Origin of the sequence: Aliiglaciecola sp. 2_MG-2023, from assembly GCF_030548145.1 — a bacterium.
GTDB lineage: Bacteria > Pseudomonadota > Gammaproteobacteria > Enterobacterales > Alteromonadaceae > Aliiglaciecola > Aliiglaciecola lipolytica_A.
On sequence record NZ_JAUORY010000018.1, the window covers coordinates 68749 to 91555 of the forward strand.

At 40.3% G+C, this 22807-nt stretch carries 11 protein-coding genes; 8 read left to right on the plus strand and 3 right to left on the minus strand.

Annotated elements, in window-relative coordinates:
* Window positions 1-66 precede the first annotated feature (66 nt).
* From recC to recD, 3 genes are read left to right on the plus strand one after another with little or no spacing between them, the layout of a single operon-like run.
* A complete protein-coding gene (gene recC, locus Q4567_RS16435; protein WP_303501113.1) occupies window positions 67-3426 on the plus strand; it encodes an exodeoxyribonuclease V subunit gamma in 3360 nt (1119 codons plus the stop codon).
* Window positions 3423-7079: an exodeoxyribonuclease V subunit beta gene (gene recB / locus Q4567_RS16440; protein WP_303501115.1), complete on the plus strand. Its 3657-nt coding sequence runs from the start codon at window positions 3423-3425 to the stop codon at window positions 7077-7079. The genes recC and recB overlap by 4 nt, the downstream gene beginning before the upstream one ends.
* The gene (gene recD, locus Q4567_RS16445) at window positions 7073-8953 is read left to right on the plus strand and encodes an exodeoxyribonuclease V subunit alpha (RefSeq protein ID WP_303501116.1); all 1881 of its coding nucleotides are present in this window, start codon (window positions 7073-7075) and stop codon (window positions 8951-8953) included. Before recB ends, recD begins: the two co-directional genes overlap by 7 nt.
* A gap of 47 nt (window positions 8954-9000) precedes the next feature.
* Here the strand turns inward: recD and Q4567_RS16450 are convergent, their stop codons facing one another.
* Window positions 9001-11166 (minus strand): tetratricopeptide repeat protein, encoded by a 2166-nt coding sequence (locus Q4567_RS16450; protein WP_216047276.1) that lies wholly within the window; start codon window positions 11164-11166, stop codon window positions 9001-9003.
* Window positions 11167-11382: 216 nt separating this feature from the next.
* Here Q4567_RS16450 and Q4567_RS16455 point away from each other — a divergent pair, with 216 nt between their 5' ends.
* Complete coding sequence (locus tag Q4567_RS16455; protein WP_216047275.1) at window positions 11383-11904, plus strand: hypothetical protein; 522 nt, start codon at window positions 11383-11385, stop codon at window positions 11902-11904.
* Window positions 11905-12081: 177 nt separating this feature from the next.
* Here Q4567_RS16455 and Q4567_RS16460 read toward each other — a convergent pair whose 3' ends face one another.
* On the minus strand, window positions 12082-16374 hold the full coding sequence (locus Q4567_RS16460; RefSeq protein ID WP_303501118.1) for a hypothetical protein: 4293 nt from the start codon (window positions 16372-16374) through the stop codon (window positions 12082-12084).
* 121 nt (window positions 16375-16495) lie between these two features.
* Between Q4567_RS16460 and Q4567_RS16465 the strand changes: the two genes are divergently transcribed.
* From Q4567_RS16465 to Q4567_RS16475, 3 genes are all read left to right on the plus strand, one after another.
* Window positions 16496-16879: a DUF2750 domain-containing protein gene (locus Q4567_RS16465; protein ID WP_216047273.1), complete on the plus strand. Its 384-nt coding sequence runs from the start codon at window positions 16496-16498 to the stop codon at window positions 16877-16879.
* Window positions 16880-17003: 124 nt separating this feature from the next.
* Window positions 17004-18701 carry an aminotransferase class V-fold PLP-dependent enzyme gene (locus Q4567_RS16470; RefSeq protein ID WP_303501120.1) on the plus strand — a complete coding sequence of 566 codons (1698 nt, stop codon included), beginning with the start codon at window positions 17004-17006 and terminating at the stop codon, window positions 18699-18701.
* A 52-nt stretch (window positions 18702-18753) separates the two neighbouring features.
* Window positions 18754-20310 carry a bifunctional GNAT family N-acetyltransferase/carbon-nitrogen hydrolase family protein gene (locus Q4567_RS16475; RefSeq protein ID WP_216047271.1) on the plus strand — a complete coding sequence of 519 codons (1557 nt, stop codon included), beginning with the start codon at window positions 18754-18756 and terminating at the stop codon, window positions 20308-20310.
* Window positions 20311-20333: 23 nt separating this feature from the next.
* Here Q4567_RS16475 and Q4567_RS16480 read toward each other — a convergent pair whose 3' ends face one another.
* Complete coding sequence (locus tag Q4567_RS16480) at window positions 20334-21590, minus strand: glycosyltransferase (RefSeq protein WP_303501123.1); 1257 nt, start codon at window positions 21588-21590, stop codon at window positions 20334-20336.
* 106 nt (window positions 21591-21696) lie between these two features.
* Between Q4567_RS16480 and Q4567_RS16485 the strand changes: the two genes are divergently transcribed.
* Entirely contained in the window at window positions 21697-22722 is a 1026-nt protein-coding gene (locus Q4567_RS16485) for a 2-dehydropantoate 2-reductase (protein ID WP_303501124.1), read from the plus strand.
* The last annotated feature ends 85 nt before the right edge of the window (window positions 22723-22807 follow it).

Genomic DNA, 22807 nt, shown 5'->3' on the forward strand with positions numbered 1-22807 from the left:
TGGAACTGGATTAAACGCGCTACCATGATCCTAATAAACATGAAAAAGTAAGGAAGAGGGTGTTGAGTGCTGCATTTAATTCAGTCAAATAAAATGGAAGTGTTACAGGCTGATTTGTTAGACAAGTTATCACCAAAGCCTTCTCAAAATTCACCTCAAGCACAAGGCAATTTGTCGGCGTTACTCGTCCCAGAAACTATTATTGTGCAAAGTCCAGGAATGGCGCAATGGATTAAAATTGCCATTGCCGAAACCTTAGGGGTAGCAGCCAACATCGAATTTCCACTGCCATCAAGCTATATTTGGCAGCAATATAAATACTTTTTTAATGATTTACCTGAAACTTCTGCATTCACTAAGCCTAATATGGTTTGGAAGTTAATGAGTATTCTCGAGGGCTTTTTAGACACGCCTGAATTTACTGAGATAAAGCTATATCTCAACGGGGACCGCGAGTTAAAGTTTTATCAGCTATGTCAAAAAATTGCAGATGTGTTCGATCAATATCAAGTCTATCGTCCTGAGTGGATTAATCTTTGGGAAACGGGTGAAAATAGCGTTGATGGTAGACTCATCACGTCACATCTTTGGCAACCAATATTATGGCGAGCGCTGGTGGCGCAGACTCGTAAACTGGGCGAATCTGTCTATCATCGAGCGAACTTGCATGCCCAGTTACTGCAAAAAATAGCAGAAAGTGAGCCGGCTAGGGGGCAAAAAACGCTATACGTATTTGGCATTTCTACTTTGCCACAGCAGCAATTAGACGTATTTGAAGCATTGGCTGCGCATCGCGATGTATTTTTATTCTGGAGTAACCCGAGTCAACACTTCTGGGGTGACATTGTGGATGAAAATACCTTGAGCCGACATAAATTAAAAGAAGGCGATACCCAATCTGAGCGCAGTGCATTGTTCGACGTTGGCAATCCTTTATTGGCGAGTTGGGGGAAACCAGGGCGTGATTACTTGGAAATGCTGTTGGCTAGCAGTGCAGAATCGAGTGATATATTTGTCGAGGTGCAACCTGATACGCTATTAAGTTGGTTACAACATGAAATGTATGAGTTAACAATGCGCGATACTCAACCGCCGTTGTCAGCCGATGAACTGTTAACCAATGGTGTGGAATTTCCAAAAATAGAGATATCAGAAGATGACAAATCGGTGCAAATTCATAGTTGTCACTCGAAAGTCAGAGAATTGGAAGTGTTACATGATCATTTGCTGAGCCATTTCTCGCAAGATGCACAACTAAAGCCGTCAGATATAGTGGTGATGATGCCCGATGTCGCAGCCTATGCACCCTATATCGATGGGGTGTTTGGTAGTGCGGAGTCGGATCTCTTTATTCCTTATGGAATTTCAGACCGTAATGCAGCGCAAGAATCACATATTATTGAAAGCTTTATTAATCTACTCAATTTACATCAGAGTCGAATAAGCCTATCTGAAATTTTAGTATTTTTAGAAATCCCCGCAATTCAAAAATGCTTTGATATTTCTGCCAGCGAATACGAAGATATTCGAGATTGGTTAATTGAAGTTGGTTTTCGTTGGGGATTAAGCGGCGATGATAAAACTCGTTGGGCAGTACCTGAAGAATCTCAGAATACGCTAATTTTTGCGCTCGAACGATTGTTATCTGGCTACGCCATGAGCGGTGAATTTTTGTTCACAGGTAGAGTGTCTGAAAATCTTCCAATTGCCCCCTATAAAGATATCGAAGGGCAAAGAGCTATTGCGTTAGGTAAGTTGTACCAATTTGCTTTGCTTCTGCAAAATGTGCTGAAATTTTGCTTACAAAGCGACACTTTAGATAACAAGGTACAACAAAGTTTGTCGTTCATAGAATTAATTTATTCAGTTGATGAAAACGAACAAGTCTATTTAAACCAATTGCGTCAAGCATTGGAAAGTATGCAAGATCATATAAACCAGTTTAATCAAGACGTTTGTCAGGACGTATTTGTTGCGGAATTGACACAGCGCTTGCAAGACAAAGGAGTAGGGCAGCGGTTTTTAGCCGGTAAAGTTAATTTTTGTACTTTAATGCCGATGCGCAGTATTCCCTTCAAAATAGTTTGTTTGTTGGGGATGAATGACCAGGACTACCCGCGGCAGACTGTGCCAATTGGCTTCGATTTAATGCGTGAAACCCAGAATCGCAGAGGCGATCGCTCCCGCAGAATGGATGATCGTTATCTATTTTTAGAAGCCATTTTATCAGCACGTAAAGAGTTTTATGTCAGCTTTCTTGGTAATAGTAGTCGTGATAATTCAGAGCGTAATCCGTCTATTTTAGTAACCGAATTATTGGATTACTGCCAACAGGTATTTTGTGTAGCCGACACATTAAGCCTGCCGGTTGAACAGACCCAGCAACAACTAAGCAAGCATTTAATGCAACCCCATGGACTGCAGCCATTTTCAAAACAGTATTTTGATAAATCCAACAATTTACAGAGTTATCAACCAATTTGGTTAAAAGTACTGAATGCACAAATGTCTGAAAATCTAGATGCCCATTTTTTTACTGAAACCTTGCCAAGTCAACTGGAAGATAATGAACTCATTGTAGAATTGAACGATTTAATCGCCTTTTTCCAGAATCCGCCCAAATTTTTCTTTCGCCAACGTTGGCGCACCAGTTTGTCACTTTACTTTAATGAGTTAGTCGATGAAGAACCTTTTGATATAGATTCATTAACTCGGTTTCAATTAAACGACACTATTTTAGATAGTATGTTAAAACTTCAAATGGACGAAGAAGCCTTCCAACAACAGTTCTATCAGGATTATTTGGCACAAGGCAAGTTGCCCACCGGTGCTGCTGGCCCATTAAGTTTCAATCAAATTTGGCGCTCATCTGAGAGTCTACGTAATCAATTGATAGAGAATATTAAAGCCAAAAAAGCAAGCTTGGTAGAGGTTGACCAAGCCCTAGAAAACGGCTCTATACAAGGTTGGCTAAAACAGATCTACGGTACAGATTTAGTGTTATATCGAGCCGGTAAAATACGTGGTAAAGATATGATTGAATTATGGTTGAAATGGCTATGTTATTGCGCATCATCGGAGCGAAAAAGTGGTGTCGCTCGATATCTTAATATTGAGAAACCATTAGAATTGACTGTTGTACCTCAAGCCCAAGCAATAGAATATTTAAATATTCTATTCGATGTATTTGCCTCTGGTCTTAATAAACCCCCTTTGTTTTTCGCCAATAGCGCAAAAAAATGGCTGGAAACTCAAGATATAGATAAAACCTTAGCTGAGTTTAATGGCACTATTTTTAGCTCAGGAGAAGGTCAAGAGACCAATATTCATCGGGTGTGCCCTGATTTGTCAGCTAACTTTGCCGAATTTAAACAATTGAGCGAAATGATTTTTGCGCCAATATTCGATTATAAGGTATCTAAATGAAGCAACTTGATACCTACAGCTACCCACTTTTAGGCGCTTCGCTAATCGAAGCTAGCGCCGGCACAGGTAAGACTTATACCATTGTTAATTTGTATTTACGCTTGTTGCTTGGGCATCAAAGTGAGGGCTTGAATTTAACTAAATCCGACCAGCGTCAAGGGTTGGGAGTAGAACAGATTCTAGTTGTGACCTTTACAAATGCAGCCACGGCAGAGCTAAAACAACGAATTCAACGACGTTTGCACAGTGCTTATTTGGACTTTTATCAAGGCCACAGTAGCGATGGTTTTATTCAAAAGTTAATCGATGATACGGCTGATATGGCTCTGGCTTGCGAAACCTTGTTGTTGGCCTCACGACAAATGGACGAAGCAGCAATTTTTACTATTCACGGCTTTAGTCAACGGATGTTGTCTGAACACGCATTTGCCAGTGGCAGTGTTTTTGACGAACAGCTAGAGTTAGACCAATCTACTTGGATACAACAAGCAGTTGAAGATTTTTGGCGCAGTGAAATCGTGCCTTTATCGGAAACTATGGTTCAGTATGTGCGTAGTATTTGGTCAGGCCCCGAACCTTTAATAAAGTCGTTGAGGGGGATTTTAGAGCGGGAATTCATTCCCAGTAAACAGCTTACGTTGAGCCATGCGAATCAATTATTAGAACAACTAATCGACAGTACAAACAGCCTAAAAAGCTGGTGGCTGCAGCATAATGTGTCGGCCCAATTGCAACAAGCTAAGCTCAAGGGCAATACTAAACTGGGTAAGCCAGATATCTACCGGGTAATGGATGATTTCTGTCAAAGTGATTCAGTTATCTGCCCGTTTGATAAAGGTTGGATCGACTTTTTTCCTGAAAAAGTGGAAAAAGCACGTTCTAAAACCAGTCCAGATTTAAGCGATTTAAATTTTAAGCGTTTTGAATTAACAGAGATGTTACGACATTCATTTGTGACAGCACTGCGTAATGCAGTTCAAAACACGGCACTTTTGCAAGTACGGAAAAATCTAGAAGCGTTTAAAGCGCGCACCAGCAAATTGTCACCCAATGATTTGCTAACTCGTTTAAATGATGGCTTGATGGGAGAAAATGGCAAAACCTTAGCCGATCTGATCCGCAAACAATATCCAGCCGCAATGATTGATGAGTTTCAAGATACCGATCATTGCCAATTGAATGTGTTTAGCCAAGTTTATCCACTGCAAGAAAATCCTGATTTATCCTATTCGTTAATCATGATTGGTGATCCTAAACAGGCTATTTATGGTTTTCGTGGTGCTGACATATACACCTATATTCAAGCTAAGCAGCAAATCGGCAATGAAAAGCAGTTTACGTTAGCGACAAACTGGCGCTCACAGCAATCTTTGGTCGAAGCGGTAAACCAATTGTTTGCAAAAAGCGATAAGGGCTTCTTGTTTGAACAAGCGATTCCATTTTTTCCCGTAGAGGCTGCATCTAAGTCCACTTTTTTGGAAGCGAATGAAAATCGGTATGCCAGTTTAAATTTCTATCATCTACATGGTGCTAAAGATGTTATTGGGAATAAAGATGCAAAGACTGATTTGGCCGGCCATACGGCAAATATTATTGTTGACCTATTGCAGCACGGTCAATTAAATGTACAAACAGAATTAGAGCAACTAAAACGCGACGTTGTAGCCAAAGATTGCTGTGTACTCGTTAGAGATCGTAATGAAGCAAACTTAATCAAGCAGGCATTGGCATCTCGAGGTGTAGACAGTGTGTTTTTGGTTCGCCATAGCGTGTACGCCACAGAAACAGCCATGGACTTGTATCGTGTACTAGATGCATTGGTCAACCCTTCTGACGAAAGGCGGATTAAAGCAGCATTGACCAGTGAACTAATGTGCTTCAATAGCGTAGAGTTGGATCAGTTATTTACCAGTGAATCAGCTTGGCAGCAAATAGTCGAGCTGTTTGTTACTTGGCAGCAACACTGGCAACGCTTTGGTATTATGATGGCGCTCAATCGAGTTATGCAGCATTTTCACGTGTTTACTGGATTAATGACGCATTTTAGCGATGGCATGCGACGTTTAACTGATCTAAGGCATTTAGTTGAAATGTTGCAGCAACAAAGTGTTATCACTCCAGGTGATAATCAATTGTTGTATTGGTTGGGGCAACAAATACAGCAGCCAGATCATAATAATGAAGCCCATCAACTACGTTTAGAAACCGACGGCAATTTAGTTCAAATTATTACCATTCATGCATCCAAGGGGCTAGAGTTTCCCTATGTCTTTGTGCCTTTCGGGTGTTCTTATAAACCCGCATCGGAAGCGCTATTTCATGATCAAGATTTTCACTTGACCATGGATTTTGAAAACACTCCTGAAAATTTAGAAAAAGCAGATTTTGAACGTTTAGCCGAAGATACAAGGTTGTTATATGTGGCACTTACTCGCGCTGTTTACAACTGTTTTGTTGGGATTTGGAATCCTGCTTTGGGAAAAAACCAATCTGTTTCTGGATTATTTCACACTGCTTTAGGGAAATTGCTTTCGCTAGAAAATATTGAACCAACCAATAGTTTTATCGGTCAGCGAATTCAGAGCTTGGCAGAGTATGGTGATATCGGATACACCGCAGTGCATATTGAACCGGAGATATTACCGTACCGACCTGATAAATTAACTTTAGATACTTCCTTGGCAGTCAATATCATTGAAACGCCAATCGATGCTAACTGGCGGATAACGAGCTATTCTGCGATTGCTCGCAATCAATTTCATGTTGAGCATGAGCAACCTGGTACCGACGAAAGCGAAACCATAAATCAACTCGATTCAACTTTTTCAGCCCAAGAGGTGGAAGTGGAACTCGATTCTGCGCAAGATAATTTAAGTCGATTTGAGTTTACTCGAGGCGCGCAAGCCGGTTCTTTCCTACACGGCGTGTTAGAAAATATTGATTTTCAACAGCCTAGCCAGCTTTCTCAAGTGATTGAACAGCAACGCAGTTGGTTTGGTATTGATGAGCAGTGGAATGCAACAGTGGAAATCTGGCTAAAAGACGTGCTAAACACCAGTATTGTGCTCACTCATAGCAAAAATACTAACACGACTTTTACCTTGGCATCGTTAACCAAGGACCAAGTTTGTCCTGAAATGGAGTTCCATCTACCTTTAAATTCGGTGCAAGCAGCACCTTTTAATCAATTGATTAATAAGGTTTTTAAAACCAGTAAAAGGCAATATCAATTTACCCAATTGCACGGCATGCTAAAAGGCTATATCGACTTAACGTTTTGCTTAGATGGCCGTTTTTACGTTGCCGATTATAAATCTAATTACTTAGGTCCTGATTATGCTGACTATGCCGAAGATAAAATGCAAAAAGCCATGGTGGAGCACGATTATCATTTGCAGTCTTTGCTCTATGTTTTAGCCTTACATCGATTCTTGAAAAGTAAGTTAGCTGATTATGATTATGATCAGCATGTCGGTGGCGCATATTATTTGTTCTTACGGGGAATGTCAGAGCATTACCCAGGCAGCGGAATTTACTTCTATAAACCAGAGAAAGTCATAATTGAATCCCTTGATAAGTTGTTTCAAGGGGAGGAAATAGACTCTTTTGCTGCGCCACAAAGTACCAGTCAGGAGCAAATGGATTTATGGTAAATGGTCTTCTCGATACGCACTTTTATACTAATTGTCAGCGTCAAATTAGCGCTATGGGCCTTTCTAACCTCGATAGTGCTTTTGCGCATTTTATTTTTCAGCAGGAAAGCCATCTTAGCCAAAACATAGCGCTGCTTTCAGGTCTAGTGAGTCAACGTTTGAGTCAGCAACACAGTTGTTTAAATTTACATGAGCTTACTTTCAAGCAAATTAAATTACTCGGATTTTCGAGTATTAATGAGGTAATTGAGGCTATTCATGCAAGTTATTGTATTTCTTCGAACCCTGTTGAAGATCCTCGAAAACCATTAATATTCGCGCAAAATGCCATTTATTTGCAGCGATACTATCAATATGAGATGGGTTTAACCCAAATCATTCAACAAAAGTTAGCAGTAGAAACGACAGTGTCTAGCGACGTCGCAAGACCTATTGTTGATGAATTATTTAGTGCTCCTGAGGGGCAAGATCAAACCGAAATCGATTGGCAGAAAGTGGCGGTTGGGATTGCAGCGACACGTAATTTTAGCCTTATAACCGGAGGGCCCGGCACAGGTAAAACAACCACAGTTGCCAAGTTATTAGCCTTGTTGTTTGCCCTTCAACACGCCAACGGAAAAGAGCTCAAAGTACAACTCGTTGCGCCAACGGGCAAGGCAGCAGCACGGCTGACTGAATCTATAGTGTCAGCGCGAGAATCATTGCCGGATAACTACAAAACGGGATTAAATCTACAAACCAGTACAATTCATCGACTATTAGGAAGTCAACCGGGACAAATTGAATTTAGGCACAATGCGGAAAATTTATTGCATGTGGATGCATTGATTGTTGATGAAGCGTCGATGGTAGATTTACCATTGATGTATAGGCTGCTTAGTGCGATTCCCATCAACACAAAAGTCGTGTTGTTAGGAGATCACAATCAACTCTCTTCGGTTGAGACTGGCAGTGTTTTATCCGATATTTGTCACTCCGCGTTATTGGGTAAAGCATACCCTGAATATTCATTGCATACCGCGCAACAGATTATTCGCATTTGTGACCAAAATATTCCCCAACGACCTGAAAGTCGTGGTACTAGTCCCATCGCGGACTGCTTAGTTAAATTGCGAAAAAGTCACAGATTCTCGTCAGAAAGTGGAATCGGTTTGTTGTCGGAACAAGTTATTGAAGGTGATGCCCATGCTGTTTTATCGATACTCACTGATACCGAACAAGCTACCTTAACTTGGCATCAAGATGGCAATGTACAAGTATTCGCGCGGCAATACGCTAGTCAATTAAAAGCCTATTTTTTGTCAGTAAATCAAGGGGATTTGAAACAAGGTTTCAGCTATTTATTAAATCAACAAATTTTATGCGCCCATAAATCCGGTGAGTGGGGAGTGGATAACATCAATTATCAAGTTACTCGGGAATTAGATCGTCAGGGTTTTATTTCAATGGATGAAAAAGACTACATAGGCCGACCAATAATGTTAACCCGTAACGATCATAATTTAGGATTATTTAACGGTGATGTGGGGATAGTAATGCCGGATCCTGAAAATCGAGAATTAAAAAAAGCGTGGTTCAAGACCGCAGAAGGTGGTTACAAAGGTGTATTGTTAAGCCGGTTGCCTGAACATCAACCTGTGTATGCCATGACCATTCACAAGAGCCAAGGTTCTGAATTTAATCAGGTATATCTGTGCTTGCCCGACGTAAACTTAAATCCGTCAGCCAAAGGATTAAGCCGAGAATTGTTTTATACTGGCCTTACCCGTGCACGGGAAAAGTTTGTGTTATACAGTCACAAAGAGAGCCTGCAAGCTTGTATAAACAATGTCTGTTTAAGAAGTAGTGGCTTGGCGCAACGCTTGTCAAGTTAGGTTTTTTAGTGCTATTTCGGGCTAAGAGTTAGCACGATGAAGTTGTCCTAAATATCGCTAGGAGGAACTATCCATAAGGGGTTAGGTGTGCGCAATTGTGCTTTAATTTGCGATTGATACTTATCCCTTAGTTCACGCATATCTTGTTGTTGGTTTTGAAATTCAGCAATACTTTTTATCTCATCAAAAATAGGATCGATAAAAGTCATTATATAGCCCAATGATCTCATCCGTTCTAACCATTTATAACTCTGTTGATGGTTGCCGGTAAGAGTGGCAAACAAAATACGTTGTTTTATTTCATTTAAGTTACTTACTTGTTGAGTGGGTTTGTTAGTTAAGTATTCTTTTAGCATACTTAACAGTTGCTCATTATTTTCTCCCAGTGCTTGACGAGTTTGCGCAAGTGCAATTATAAAGTCTGCACTTGCCGCACTTTCGATGGGCCTGTCGAGCAACTTATAGGCCTCAATATAAGCGTTCACAATTTGGTTGGTTTTCTCATAGTCACGTAAATAATATAAAAACCATGCAATATCTGTCATGTCTGTGACTTTTGCTAACTGCTCGGCCGCCAATCCTAGATTATCTGTGTAAATGCCGTGCCAGACTTGGCTAGTAGGACTAGCGTTATACCAAAGCGCATGCTGGTATAAGCCGACTAAATTATATAGCCTAGCTAGGTTTCTGTTGATACTCGTGCTTTGTTGGTTAAGGGTATAGGCATTTTGCAACATGCTATGAGCCTGCGAATAATTCCCACTTTTAAAAGCAAGATCGGCTAAAACACTGTAACCAAAAGGTTGGGTAGGGTGCAATCGCACTAAGTCGTCGCCAATGATTTTGCTGTTCACTCTATCGTCAACGGATAAATAAATACGCGCAAGATTACTTAAAATATTGTTAGAAAGTGGATCCAGTAGTCTCGCTTTTTTGTACTGCTCAATTGCTTCATCGAGCTTGCCTTGTTCCCACAAAATACCGCCTAAAAGAAAGTATGCATTAGCATAATTATGATTCGCCTCAATGGCCTGTGTCGCATATTGTTGGGCTTGTTTGATGGACGCGGCAGTATTCTTATCTTTTGCTAGGTATGCTGCACTTGCTAGCACTTCTGCAGAATTAGGCGCTAACTCAAGTGCTCTGGCAACTAATGGTGATGCTTTGTCTCGGGATGCTTGTTTATCTAAGCCGGCATAAGCTTCCATCAGCAAATAAGTGTCTGATAAACCTGAATAGGCATGTGCAAAATTTGGATCTAGATCAATGACCTTAATAAATTTTTGAACTGCTAGGGCTAGACTTTCTGGCGAGCGTAATTTCTGATTTTCGCGGGCTTGCAAATAAAGCTCGTAGGCTTCTAAAGACAAGGTTTTATCAGAATCTTTTAACGGCACTACGGTTAACTTTCCCTTGAGTTGTTGGGTTATTTTACTGGCTATTTCGTCTTGTACTGCAAATAAATTTTGCGCTGACAAAGGACGATCATAGGTTTCAGACCAGATATGTTCATCAGTTTGTGCATTGATCAGTTGAGCTGTGATGCGAATAGTATTGCCAGATTTACGTATACTTCCTTCTAAAATATGTGCGACTTTCAGTTCTTTAGCAATCTCACTTACGGTCGAATCTGTATCCACAAAGGCAAAAGATGAGGTGCGCGATACAACTCGTAAGCCTTTGATACGACTTAATAGGTTAAGTAATTCCTCAGAAATTCCATGCCCAAAATAACCCTGATCATTGCTTGCTGAAAAATCATCAAATGGCAAAACGGCAATCGACTGAGTCGCAGAGCTGGTAACGACTTCAACATTTGCGTTGCTTGTTTGCTGAGTGATTTCTCGGTTTTCATCGACTAATGTGTTTTTTCCTAAATGCATCCACATCAGCGTGATCAGTCCAGCGCTAATTACCCCAGTTAATGTAAAAATAGTAATCGTATTTTTAGAATTAGCCGCTTTACTTAATGCGGGGTTTTTTGCGGTACGAACCAAACCTTTAGGCGTAAATTGAAAAATCCAAGCGAGTAAAACCGCGATAGGAAAGCCAATTATCACTAGGATTGTTGCGATCGTGTCAAACCAAGTTGGTAAGTGTAATGCGCTTTCCAACACCACGGCTAATTGCATGACTAACCAGCCAATGACAGCGTAACCCGCTATGACATTGAATACATTGCGTCGTCTTAACTCAGCAATAAAGCTACTCATTCAGTTTCCTCTTAACGATGATGCCTTGCGGATCTTAAAAAAAACAGTTTTTTCAAAGTATAAACCAAGCTGTTTAAAAAATATGCAACTATAGAGATTACGTGTAAAGTAATGATGTTCAAAGTGATTTATTGAAGTATTGGATAAGTATTCGACTAAATATTTCCGTTTATTTAAAAAACAAATAGATAAAGAAGGAATAGAAGGAAAACAACCATGACACTCAATACCGTCTTAAAAAATTTACACCCGATAATGCGACAAAAAGTACAAAATTTGATTACGCATCTGACACAAAAAAATGTTCCGATTACACTCGTTGAAGGATATCGAACGCCAGTTCAGCAAAAAGAGCTGCACGATCAAGGAGCCCCCGAAAAACCTTGGATGTCCCTGTTCCAATATGGTGTTGCCTGCAAATTTGAATTATCTGTTACAAATGATAGCGCGCAGGGCGAGAACGCTGACAATAGCAATTACTGGGGGCAATTTACTGAATTTGCCAAAGCTGAAGGTCTTGAAACCAGTGATTCTGATAAATCCCAACTGCAACTTCCTAATATGAATGTGAAAACATTAATTAAGGGACAGTATCCCGAAGGGGGAGATGAAAGTTGGGCAAATAACCTAGAGCTTCATATCACTTATTGGACTGACTATCCTAAGCCACCTGTACCAAGGATGGGAGACGAACCTATTTCGCATTTAAGTGAACGGGATGAGAAATCCACCCAATAAAGAGCTGCAATCCACAGTAGACTGAAGTCGGCAGAGTTTGCGCGTTTTTCGTGTTTTATCGCTAACTTATGCCGCTCACCAGCCGTTAGTGGAGTGCGCACACAAAAGCTGTCGCTAGCCTTTATTTATCCATTGTTTCGATTTTTATATAGTGCTCAATTATTGGCTACATAGACATTAATCTTTCATTTGACCACGAAGCAGATTGGCACTATTGGTGACACTGGCAATAGTGCCTAGTACGCCAGCCATGGAAGCTGCAATGATGTAAATAGATTCGCCTGAGGTAAGTGCGATACCTCCAATAATTAAAATAATAATGACTCCCAACGGCAGTCGATAGCTTTTCCACAAACCTTCTTCACCGTGTTTAACCAATTGGTTTAGAGTCGCGTTAGTTTCTGCATGCAAGATGAAATGGCTAAAGCTACGATTAATAACATCGATATTGCCTTTGCGCACAGTAATCAGACCGTTAAGGGCAAGATGTTCAATCATTTGGGTATTTGCAGGGTTTAGTTTTTGACGTTTAGCCAAATTAAGCAGAGCGAGTTTCTCAGCGCTGGAGCAAGATTCCCATTTGAAGCGGTATAATGCCTCTGCATTAAGCAATATGTAATTGATGGTACTCCAGCGGCTTTCAATGTTGAGTTGTTCATCTCGTTTCCATATGTGCGCCCAAGATTCTAGTTGTTCTGATTGTTCAACTTCTTGTTGTAAAAATTGTAACTCTGGAAACGCATCCACTTCTTCCTTCAACATTTGCCAATCAATGCCTTGTTTAAAGCTTTCAGGAATTACCACAATGAAGTCCATTAAACATTCTGCCCAAGAAAGGTATTCGGCATGATCCAATACGCTGCTTTGTTCTAGCATTAAGGGGTCTTTCATTTTGACCCGTTGCAAGCTGTGAAAACCAGTGTAAATGGTAAAACTATCTAATTGACCGGATAACGTCAGTGATTTAATCTCCATGATTAAGTCGAGCAACAATTGTCTAAATTCACCTTTTTCTAAGCAGGTTTCAATGTCCCAAATTTCAACCGCGATCTTCTTAGGATCTTGATTGATAATATTCAGTTTTAAATTCGGTAAAAAGCTACTTTGTTCACTGAATTTTTGTAAACAGGGACTGAGCGAAAATAATTTTTCAAATCCTGCTAAAAGATGGTTTGCTTGCATGTCGTTTGCAGCAACCGCCGACTTAAGATTCATGCTGCGTAACAGAAGTGACAAGCCAATGCCGTTTAATTTTATCGTGTCACATTCAATTTTTAAGTTGTGACTGCGTTGTTCAAAATGCAATGTCTGCACTGAACTTGTCATTCTATTGATATGCTGCAAAAAACGCTCAGGGCAATACAGACGATTCCACAATAATTGGGTGTTGAATCTAAACCATGCCCAAATAATCACAGCAAATAGCGCAGTGTAAAATACAATTGAGCTGATCAGCCCGCCCGGCATTTTATGGGAATAGCTTCGAAAATCAGAGTCGGGTTGATAGCTGGCTGCAAGTTCTCTATCGAGAATATAAATATTTATCCATTGCCATAAATAGGTGGCGCCAAAAACAGAACTCAAACTAGGGTAATCGTCTGGGTGGATTTGCGCAGAGTGATTCTGACAATCCCCATCTTTACGGGTCAAACGTGCTCGCCACTTTGGATCTAAGGGCAGTAAATTAGTGGGCGTAATTCGAGTTGAAGTAATAGAGTTGGGGTAGCGACTTAAGCCAATTGAATTGACTTCTTGTCTTTCGTAATTAAGCCAATTACAAGCCAGTTGTTGATAGTGAAAATCTAACGTTTTTTCTGGTGTGCTAGCCGTTTTTTGTAGATATAAAAAGTGAATCCCTACCGCGATAAGAACCGCAATAATGAGTCGTTTGGAGCCACGTTTCGCTGAATCCAAAGTGCAATCGTTCAATTCTTTGTATGGAAAACAAAAATGATTGTAACAACCGCGATATACCAAGATAGTCGCAATCAGTAAACCAACTATGGGTAACCAAAGTGACCAATTCAAGCCATTCCCATGGCTGAACAGCGTGTCGATATTATGCCCTAAGAAGTAAAGACAATAACTTGTGCTAAAGAGCACCGAGCTAACCAACATGACTAACCTAACATTGAGTTTGGCAGGTAATTTGAGCTTTTCTTTTAAGGTACTTGTCCAAACAAAATGGCGTACCGAATATATTCCTATCACCATCAAACCAATGATGACTGCAAATGTGGTCATCACATAAAGAAATTGGTTCGTCATGAAAGTCTGCAAACTATCATTTGGATAAAATACGACTATTGCCCATTTGTCTATTACCGTACTGGAAAGAGCAAATCGACCACTTTGTCCGTGATAGGTACCTTCAATGAGTTCCCTGCCTAATTCAGGATAATGGTCTAAGCCAGCTTTGAGCCATTTACTCAGTGCAGAGCGGTTATCACCAGAGAAATACAAATTTTCCACTAATGAGCGACTAGAATCATTATGAAATATAACGTCACCAGTGCTGCGATCTACCACCATGTAATTAAAATCGTATGGGGGAGATTGTCCCAGTGACATTGAAGGTAATAATACATCTGCGGCCAAAATGTAATCATAGGTTTTGTCACTATCAGCAGACGAAATTGGCATTGAGATTGTGGTACCACGAGTGCCATTAGTGACATTTAATAAACGCTGAATATATACATTCTTAAACGGGCCGGAAGGCGCATTTTTTTCTGAGGGTTGAATATCAAGATTAGATTGATTTGGGGACTCATTATTTTTAATCGCAGAGGGGATCCTGTCAATATCCCAACCTTTTTGATCTCTGACTTTTTTATAATAGTTTCGGTGCGACAAATTAAAGGTTGCCGGTAGTGCGTTACTCTCTTGAAAGTTCAGAGAAGGAAGCACTGAGTTACCTTCTTTGTTGATCGCGAATGCCGATAATATGGTATGCGATTGATCTTGAATAAAATCAGGAGTAACCGAGGTGTTTAACGATTTCTCTGCAGTTAAGTCAAGTAGTTGATTATTAGAATAGAAATCCAATATGACATGATCGGCTTTGTTAGATCTATACGCATTCAACATCACATTTATCGCGTGATCATCGAATGTTACTTTTAGAAAATTGGGGTTTTCGGGGGCAACCGAGCAGTTATACGTTATCGGATAAGTCTTATTGGGGGTACTTGCACTACCTGGTAACCAATATGCTGGGCGGCCTTCAACACAGGGTGTTGCATTAAGACTTAAAATTGCTTTTTTCATGGATAAGTTGAAGGCTTCTAGATCTTCACTTTTGTAATTATCATAAGGTTGTGAATTTTCGGAAAATAACGAAAGTGTCGCTAACATCTCGCCATAAAACGTTTTGTATTGTTCTAAGCGGCTGAACACATGATTAATATCTTTACGCAGTTTTTGACCTAAATAATTAGCGTATTCTGAGGCTATTTGATCTTTTTCTAATTGTAATAAAGACTTCTGCATGTAACCTAAAGTTAAGGCTAAAATTACGATAAAAAAAGCATAACTCGATACAACGGTTAATGAGCGGTATGAGCGAGTAATAGATTGGTTTTTGGGCAGTAAATATAAACGTAGAAGACACCACATGAACAATAAACTGACCAGCGTGACAACCAGCAAAGACAGGTTCCAATCATTGTTTTCTCGGTTGCTAAGTTTACTCTGTGGTAGCAGTCCAACTAAATATAGTTTGTCCAGTTCTACCATTTTATTCTGTGCACCGTCTTCTGAGGTTTCTGACAGTTTTTTTAATGGAATTTCCAGCGCGAATGGAAATACAAATACACGGAAATCACCATAGGATATTTTCATATCCACATGATTGCTGTAGCTTGGAAGGGGCGGGTTAGTGTCGCTTGCTGCCGATTTTTGAGATTCACTAAAATTAAATTGGAACTGTTTGTTTTTTTGTTGGATTTGTTGATTGATACTACGTAATTCTACGATGGAGATTGTGCTTTCATCACCAACGGTAGCAATGACTTTTCCTTCTTTATCTGCGAATAAATATTTGCTAAATCCTTTTTTCGGATTTGGAAGAATATCTTCAAAAGACAATTCCGCTTCGAACTTTTCATCATTAGCGTCTAGATCTGCACTGACGAGCAGAGTTTGCCCCGCAATTGAATATTTAAACCCATCTGCTTTCAAAAGGTTTTGTTCCGAATTGGCTTTTCGGGTATAACTCGGGAGTAGGGACCGTATGGAAGAAACACCTTCTTTATATCGGTGCATACTATCCAGTTTATTTAAATTTTCTTTAAATTCATTGGAAGCTTCGTAAAGCACTCTATAATAATCATGATTAGCGGTGCGATCTTTTTGATTTAACAGAGCGTAATAACCCAGTGCTGCAAAGATCAGCAGAATCAAAACACCGTACACCCAGGTTTTTTTATTGGGGGCGGCAATAGTAGATTTCACAGTTTCCAGTGGCATAATATTTTTCCCTAATAGGATAATTAAGCTATCAAACTGTGTATTTTGCAAGCTAAATGGCTAAATTTTGTTCATTTGGCTTGCTGTGAATGAATTTTGGCGATGTAAAAAGGAAAACCTGATGCCTGAACTATCTACGGATGAATTTATCACTATTAGTAAATTACAGCCTGAAGCGCGTTTCGATTATGCGTTGTCTAAAATGATAGAAAACAAAGAGTTGTGGGGGCTGTTCGGGGAAAATGGTTGGCTATTGCTGCAAGCTGAAGAAGATGCGTGCATGCCAATTTGGCCCAGTGAATCCTTCGCTAAAGCGTGGGAGAAAAATGATTTTCCTGACTGTAAGCCAAAACAAATACTTTTAGATGATTGGTTACAGCAGTGGTTACCAGGAATGGAAAAAAACGGAACTTTGATACTGGTATTTCCGCTGAGTGAGGATGAAGAGGGCATCATGCTTGAAGCAAAAGAACTGACAGAGTGTTTTGCCGAACTAATGGAATAATCCTATTTGCTAATGGCCACATATATATTTCTGTCCAACTAGCATCAATTGCGGACATCACCCACAAAAAATAGTTAGGTGATGTCCAGTCGATTTTACAGATATCAACAGATTAAATGCCCCTATGAAAGATACTTCTCTACGTCATTTGTTTCCATTTTTTCAACATCCAGCGAATGCGGATTTAGTCTATTTTGATAATGCGGCAACTACTCAGAAACCGCAAAACGTGCTGACCAGTATTCAAGATTATTATCTGTTTAAAAATGCCAATGTACATAGGTCGTCATTTTCCTTAGCCAATCAAACCACGGCTGAGTTTGAGGATGCCAGAGGCTATGTTCAGCAGTTCATCGGCGCACAAAAAAAACAGCAAATAGTATTTACCAAAGGCGCAACTGAAAGTATCAACTTGGTTGCTAAATCATTGTCAGAAAGGGACTTTCCCTCTGGTGGACGGATTCTTCTGTCGGCCACAGAACATCACGCCAATATTGTTCCTTGGCAAATCTTAGCAAAAAAGAAAAACTTGCAAATCGACATTATTCCAATTGATGAGCTGGGTGTTTGGGAGCTCGAAAAGGGCCTGGCACTGCTTACCAATAATACGTGTATTGTGGCGCTGGCTTTAGTTTCGAATGCGCTAGGTAGCATTCAGCCTGTTGAGCCCTTTTTACGCAAAGCTAAAGCTGTAAACGCCATTTCTTTAGTCGATGCTGCACAAGCCATCGCCCATCTACCCATTGACGTGAACAACTTAGATTGTGATTTTTTAGTATTTAGTGGTCATAAGGCGTTTGCTCCAACCGGCACGGGCGTACTTTATGGCAAACAGAGTGCACTGGAGAGTCTTCCGGTATTCTTAACCGGCGGAGAGATGGTTAAAAATGTTGAATTCAATACGGCGACTTACCAAGCTAGCCCGTTAAAATTTGAGGCTGGCACACCGCATATTGAAGGCATACTAGCGTTAAAAGAAGCATTACATTTTATTGATGTTAACCGTGCGCAAATCATTCAACACGAAGCCGCTTTAATCAAGTATTTGCTCGACAAAATTCAAAATCTATCCGGGGTGACTATTTATGGCGACCCTGTAAACCGAATTGCTACATTGTCTTTTACTGTGCAAGGTCATGATAGTCAGGACATTGGTATTGTTCTGGCTGAAAAAGGCATTGCTGTTAGAGTAGGGCATCATTGTGCAATGCCATTGATGAAGGCATTGAACATCTTAGGAACCATAAGAGTTTCGTTAAGTTGTTACAATACCTTTGCTGAAATCGACTTTTTTGTGGCCCAGTTAAGCAGCGCTATTCAGCAATTAGGCTTCACAGGTTCAGCAAAATCTGCTGCCTTTGATAAAACCACTGATACTGCCAATCGCCAAGTTGATAATCTGGTGTTGAACATTCCAACACATAATTTGGTGTTGGCGGATAGTATTAAGTCGGCACGGGGATGGGATCAGGTTTTTCGGCAAATTATGTTGGCGGGGAAATCCCTCAAACGCTTAGCTGAGGATAAAAAAACAGCTGATTCTGAAGTGTTTGGCTGTGAGTCTCAGGTATGGTTGTTGTGTAAAACCACATCGCCAAATCGCTTAGCATTTGAAGTGGATGCCAGCAGTAAAATAGTCCGTGGCTTGTTAGCGATTATTTTAGAACCCATTCAAAACCAAACGGCTGAATTTGTTTCAGCATTTGATTACAAATTATATTTGTCTGATATACAGTTAGACAAACATCTTAGTGAAACCCGCGGTAACGGTCTTGCTGCGGTAATTGAGAAAATCCAACATTATGCCAATCAAAATAGGTAAATGTTCGATTTAGTTGTGCTTAGCAATTCTAAAGCCTGATGATAGGAAATATATGTCTCAAGAAAATGAAGTCAAATTACTTGCTCGAAATCTAACTGAATCAGATTTTGACGTACTCAAAGTCATAATGAACAAGGTATACCCAAATTTGGGCGGCTCCATCACCAAAAAACGCTATTTGGCGATGTTAAAAATCTTCAGAGACGGGCAAATCTGTATTGAAGATGATGGCAAAGTGGTTGCCGCCGCTTTTTCAGTTATCGTTGATTATGATAAATTTGGTGACGAGCACACCTATGACGAAATTACCGGTAATTCCTATTTAACAACCCATGATCCCAATGGTGATGTGTTGTACGGTATTGAAGTTTTTGTCGATCCTGAATACCGCAACTTGCGACTGGGCAGAAGGCTTTACGAGGCTCGCAAGGAGCTGTGTCAAAGTTTGAATCTGCGCGCCATTATATTAGGTGGACGGATTCCCAATTATAAAAATCATAGTCATGAACTTTCGCCACAAAAATACATAGAAGCAGTAAAGCGCAGAGATCTCTACGATCCGATTTTGACCTTTCAATTGTCGAATGACTTTGAAGTTAAGCGCGTACTACGTGGATACATGCCTGAAGACAAAGAGTCTGAAGGATATGCAACGCTATTAGAGTGGTTCAATATTTATTATGAACCGAAAAAGCGCAAACTGTTTGGTCATCAAAAAGACTCTGTTCGTATTGGCTGTGTGCAATGGCAGATGCGTGAAATGGAAAGTGTCGGGGAGTTGCTGCAACAATTTGAGTACTTTGTGGATGCGTTGTCTGATTACCGTTGCGATGTTGCCCTGTTCCCAGAGTTTTTCAATGCTCCGCTTATGGGGCTTGGCGACCAGAGTTCTTCGATCGAAGCAATTAAACATCTATCTACCTATACCGAAGAAATCGTGAATGCGGTGTCGCATATGGCGGTGAGCTACAACATTAATATTATTGCCGGTTCTATGCCGCTAATTGAAGAGGATTTGTTGTACAACGTAGCCTACATTTGCAAACGAGACGGAACCATAGAGTCTCAATATAAATTGCACCCCACACCTTCTGAGAAAAAAGATTGGGCAATGGAAGGCGGAGATCGCCTTACTTTATTTGAGACAGATTTTGGTCGCATTGGTGTACTTATATGCTATGACGTTGAATTTCCGGAACTTGCACGTTTGCTTAGTGAAGAAGAGATGCAGATTCTATTTGTACCCTTTTGGACAGATACAAAAAATGGCTATCTACGAGTGAAGCGTTGTGCGCAAGCACGTGCTATAGAAAATGAATGTTATGTGGCTATCGCCGGCAGTATCGGAAACTTGCCCAAAGTGGACAACGTGGATATTCAGTACGGACAAACAGCGGTATTTTCTCCGTCTGACTTTGCATTCCCCCATGATGCAGTGATGGCCGAAACCACGCCAAATACCGAAATGACGTTAATCGTTGACGTGGATTTGGATAAATTACAAATTTTACAAAATACTGGCTCAGTGCGTAACTTTTTAGATAAAAGACGAGACCTTTATCGGATTGAATGGTTGGGTGAAAAAAGCATCGTCAAACAGGTCAAATAACTCAGTCGATTATAGTTCATAGGTCACTTTGGATTGGCGTTTTTCGCTTCTATCCATTGTGACATATATTGGGTACTTTTATGGGAATGGTGTTGTAACATCATCCCAGTAAAATTATCTAATCTGAGTTGTGCCAGATGTGTCAGGCAGTAGTCGACTCTTTCTAGTAACTGCTGTTGGATCACTTGCAAATTGAAACGTTGCGCGAGTAATTGATATCCATAGTCAGAAGCAAGTTGCCATTGTTTGGCATCTTGATATAAAGCAACGGCTTGATCCGCTATCTCTTGCGGATCATCTGCAATCGCCCCTGGCCACATTGAAGAGTCATTCATCCCTTGACTCCCAATGCTGGTTGTCACTGATGGTGTGCCTGTCCACATGGCATCAGCTAACTTGCCTTTCAAACCCGCACCGAAACGCAGTGGCGCTATGCACACTCTGCTTTGTTGCAATACTGAAAACGCATCTTCGGCCCATCCATCCACATAAAAGCCGCTCTTTGGGTTGTGTAAATCAGTGGCTTTAGGTGGCGGATATGCACCGTAGACATGTAATTGGGCTGACGGAATTTGTTTGCGAATTAATGGCCAAATTGTTTGCTTAAGATATAAAACCGCATCCCAATTTGGCGCGTGACGAAAATTTCCAATGCTTACGAAATGTTGTCGCTGGCTAAACTCGACCGGAGATCTCTTCAGTTGTTTAATATCCAGCATAAAAGGACAATAATGCAATAACGCTGAAGGCACGCTAAATTGCTGTTGCAAAACATTCATTTCATACTCTGAAATAATCAAACTTAGGTCACATCGATATATCGCGGCAATTTCACGCATCGCCATATCACTTTTTAAATCTGATTCAGATACTTGCCGCGATTGTTTATGGGCTTTATGACGGGCATCACGTAAAAAGTGTAAATCCTCTGTATCCAAAATACGCAATGCATTGGGACAATTTTGCGCAACACGCCAAGAGAATTGTTCTTCCATCATAAAACGGTCAAATAGAACGATTTGCGGATTTAAGTTGGCAACAAACTGATCAAAAGAGCTGTGATTTAACTCGATGCTGGCTTCTTCAATCCCCAATTCAGTTAGATCGATCTTGTGTTCAGTCTGAATTGCAGGACTTGCAAAGCACACTTGATAACCGGCAGCTATAAATGACTTTAATAAGCTCAACATGTGTTTTCCTGCAGCAGAAGAGTTTGGTTCTGGCCACACGTAACCAATGGCCAATAGCTGTTTAGGTAATTTTTCTGCTTGCTGAGTCATCTAAGTATCAATTTTGGGCATGTCAATGGAGGTCGTGGATGATAACCCTATGCAGTAAAGTGGGAAAGACTTAAGATAGCTTAAAGTTTAAATAATGGAACATATAATGGCGAAACATTTAGTCTTTGGAGCTGGACTTATTGGCAGCTACTTAGGCGCTAGTTTACTGCACAAAAACCAAAATGTGACGTTTTTGGCTCGATCACACAGCGTAAACAAATTATCTAAAGGAATCATTTTAACGGACTATTTAGAGCACCGGGTGGAAGTTAACAACCTTACATTCTTATTACCTGATTCAGAAACAGAGCATAGTTTTGATATTATCTGGTTAACCGTAAAATGCACCGCTGTGGAGGACTCTTTAGCGCAATTGCAATTACTGGTTAATCATCAGACAACCATTATCTGCTGTCAAAATGGCTTGGGATCAGAGAGCGTGATTAAAACAGCCTTTCCTAATAACCGAGTGTTAAGAGCTATGGTGCCGTTCAATGTGGTGGAGATAGCCGATGGCCATTTTCATCGAGGGTCAGAAGGCAGATTGACTATTGAAAGCTGTATTGATGATCGCAACTTTACTGAGCAGTTAATTGCCAGTATAGATTCGCCGATTTTAGCGTTTTCTATGTGTACTCAAATGACTTGGTTATTGTGGGCCAAGTTACAATTAAATTTAGGGAATAGTGTCAATGCATTAGCCAATATTCCAGTGAAACACATGTTGCAACAGCGAAAATATAGATTGGTTATAGCGCAAATGATGCGTGAATTACTTTTGGTTACCGATGCAAAAGGGATAGTGTTACCTAAAGTGACCTCCGTTTCTGCCCATTCTCTTCCCTTTGTTTTGAGTTTACCGGATTTTATATTCAAAATAGTTGCTAATCGCATGTTAGCTATTGATGAAAATGTCAGAACATCAATGTGGTGGGATATCTCAAATGGAAAGCAAACGGAAATTGATTATTTAAATGGGGCAATAGTTGAGGAAGGGGCCAAATTAGGAATTGCCGCGCCAGTGAATAAAAAGGTAATAGAACTGATCTACCAGTTAACTAACAATCCACAAACGATAACAGAATCAATGTCGGCGGTAGAGTTGTACAATACAACCATGAAATCATGCTAAATTGGTTTTGGGATTATTTTTATCCTAAATTGTGAATAATAGTTCCACCTTTTAGGCAAATTTTGTTAAGTTAACTACACTAGTT

What these genes read in the sequence shown, in the direction of transcription:
- recB (WP_303501115.1), top strand. Translation starts at nt 3,423, where the DNA reads ATGAAGCAACTTGATACCTACAGCTACCCACTTTTAGGCGCTTCGCTA.
- recD (WP_303501116.1), top strand. Translation starts at nt 7,073, where the DNA reads ATGGTAAATGGTCTTCTCGATACGCACTTTTATACTAATTGTCAGCGT.
- Q4567_RS16450 (WP_216047276.1), bottom strand. Translation starts at nt 11,166, where the DNA reads ATGAGTAGCTTTATTGCTGAGTTAAGACGACGCAATGTATTCAATGTC.
- Q4567_RS16455 (WP_216047275.1), top strand. Translation starts at nt 11,383, where the DNA reads ATGACACTCAATACCGTCTTAAAAAATTTACACCCGATAATGCGACAA.
- Q4567_RS16460 (WP_303501118.1), bottom strand. Translation starts at nt 16,374, where the DNA reads ATGCCACTGGAAACTGTGAAATCTACTATTGCCGCCCCCAATAAAAAA.
- Q4567_RS16465 (WP_216047273.1), top strand. Translation starts at nt 16,496, where the DNA reads ATGCCTGAACTATCTACGGATGAATTTATCACTATTAGTAAATTACAG.
- Q4567_RS16470 (WP_303501120.1), top strand. Translation starts at nt 17,004, where the DNA reads ATGAAAGATACTTCTCTACGTCATTTGTTTCCATTTTTTCAACATCCA.
- Q4567_RS16475 (WP_216047271.1), top strand. Translation starts at nt 18,754, where the DNA reads ATGTCTCAAGAAAATGAAGTCAAATTACTTGCTCGAAATCTAACTGAA.
- Q4567_RS16480 (WP_303501123.1), bottom strand. Translation starts at nt 21,590, where the DNA reads ATGACTCAGCAAGCAGAAAAATTACCTAAACAGCTATTGGCCATTGGT.
- Q4567_RS16485 (WP_303501124.1), top strand. Translation starts at nt 21,697, where the DNA reads ATGGCGAAACATTTAGTCTTTGGAGCTGGACTTATTGGCAGCTACTTA.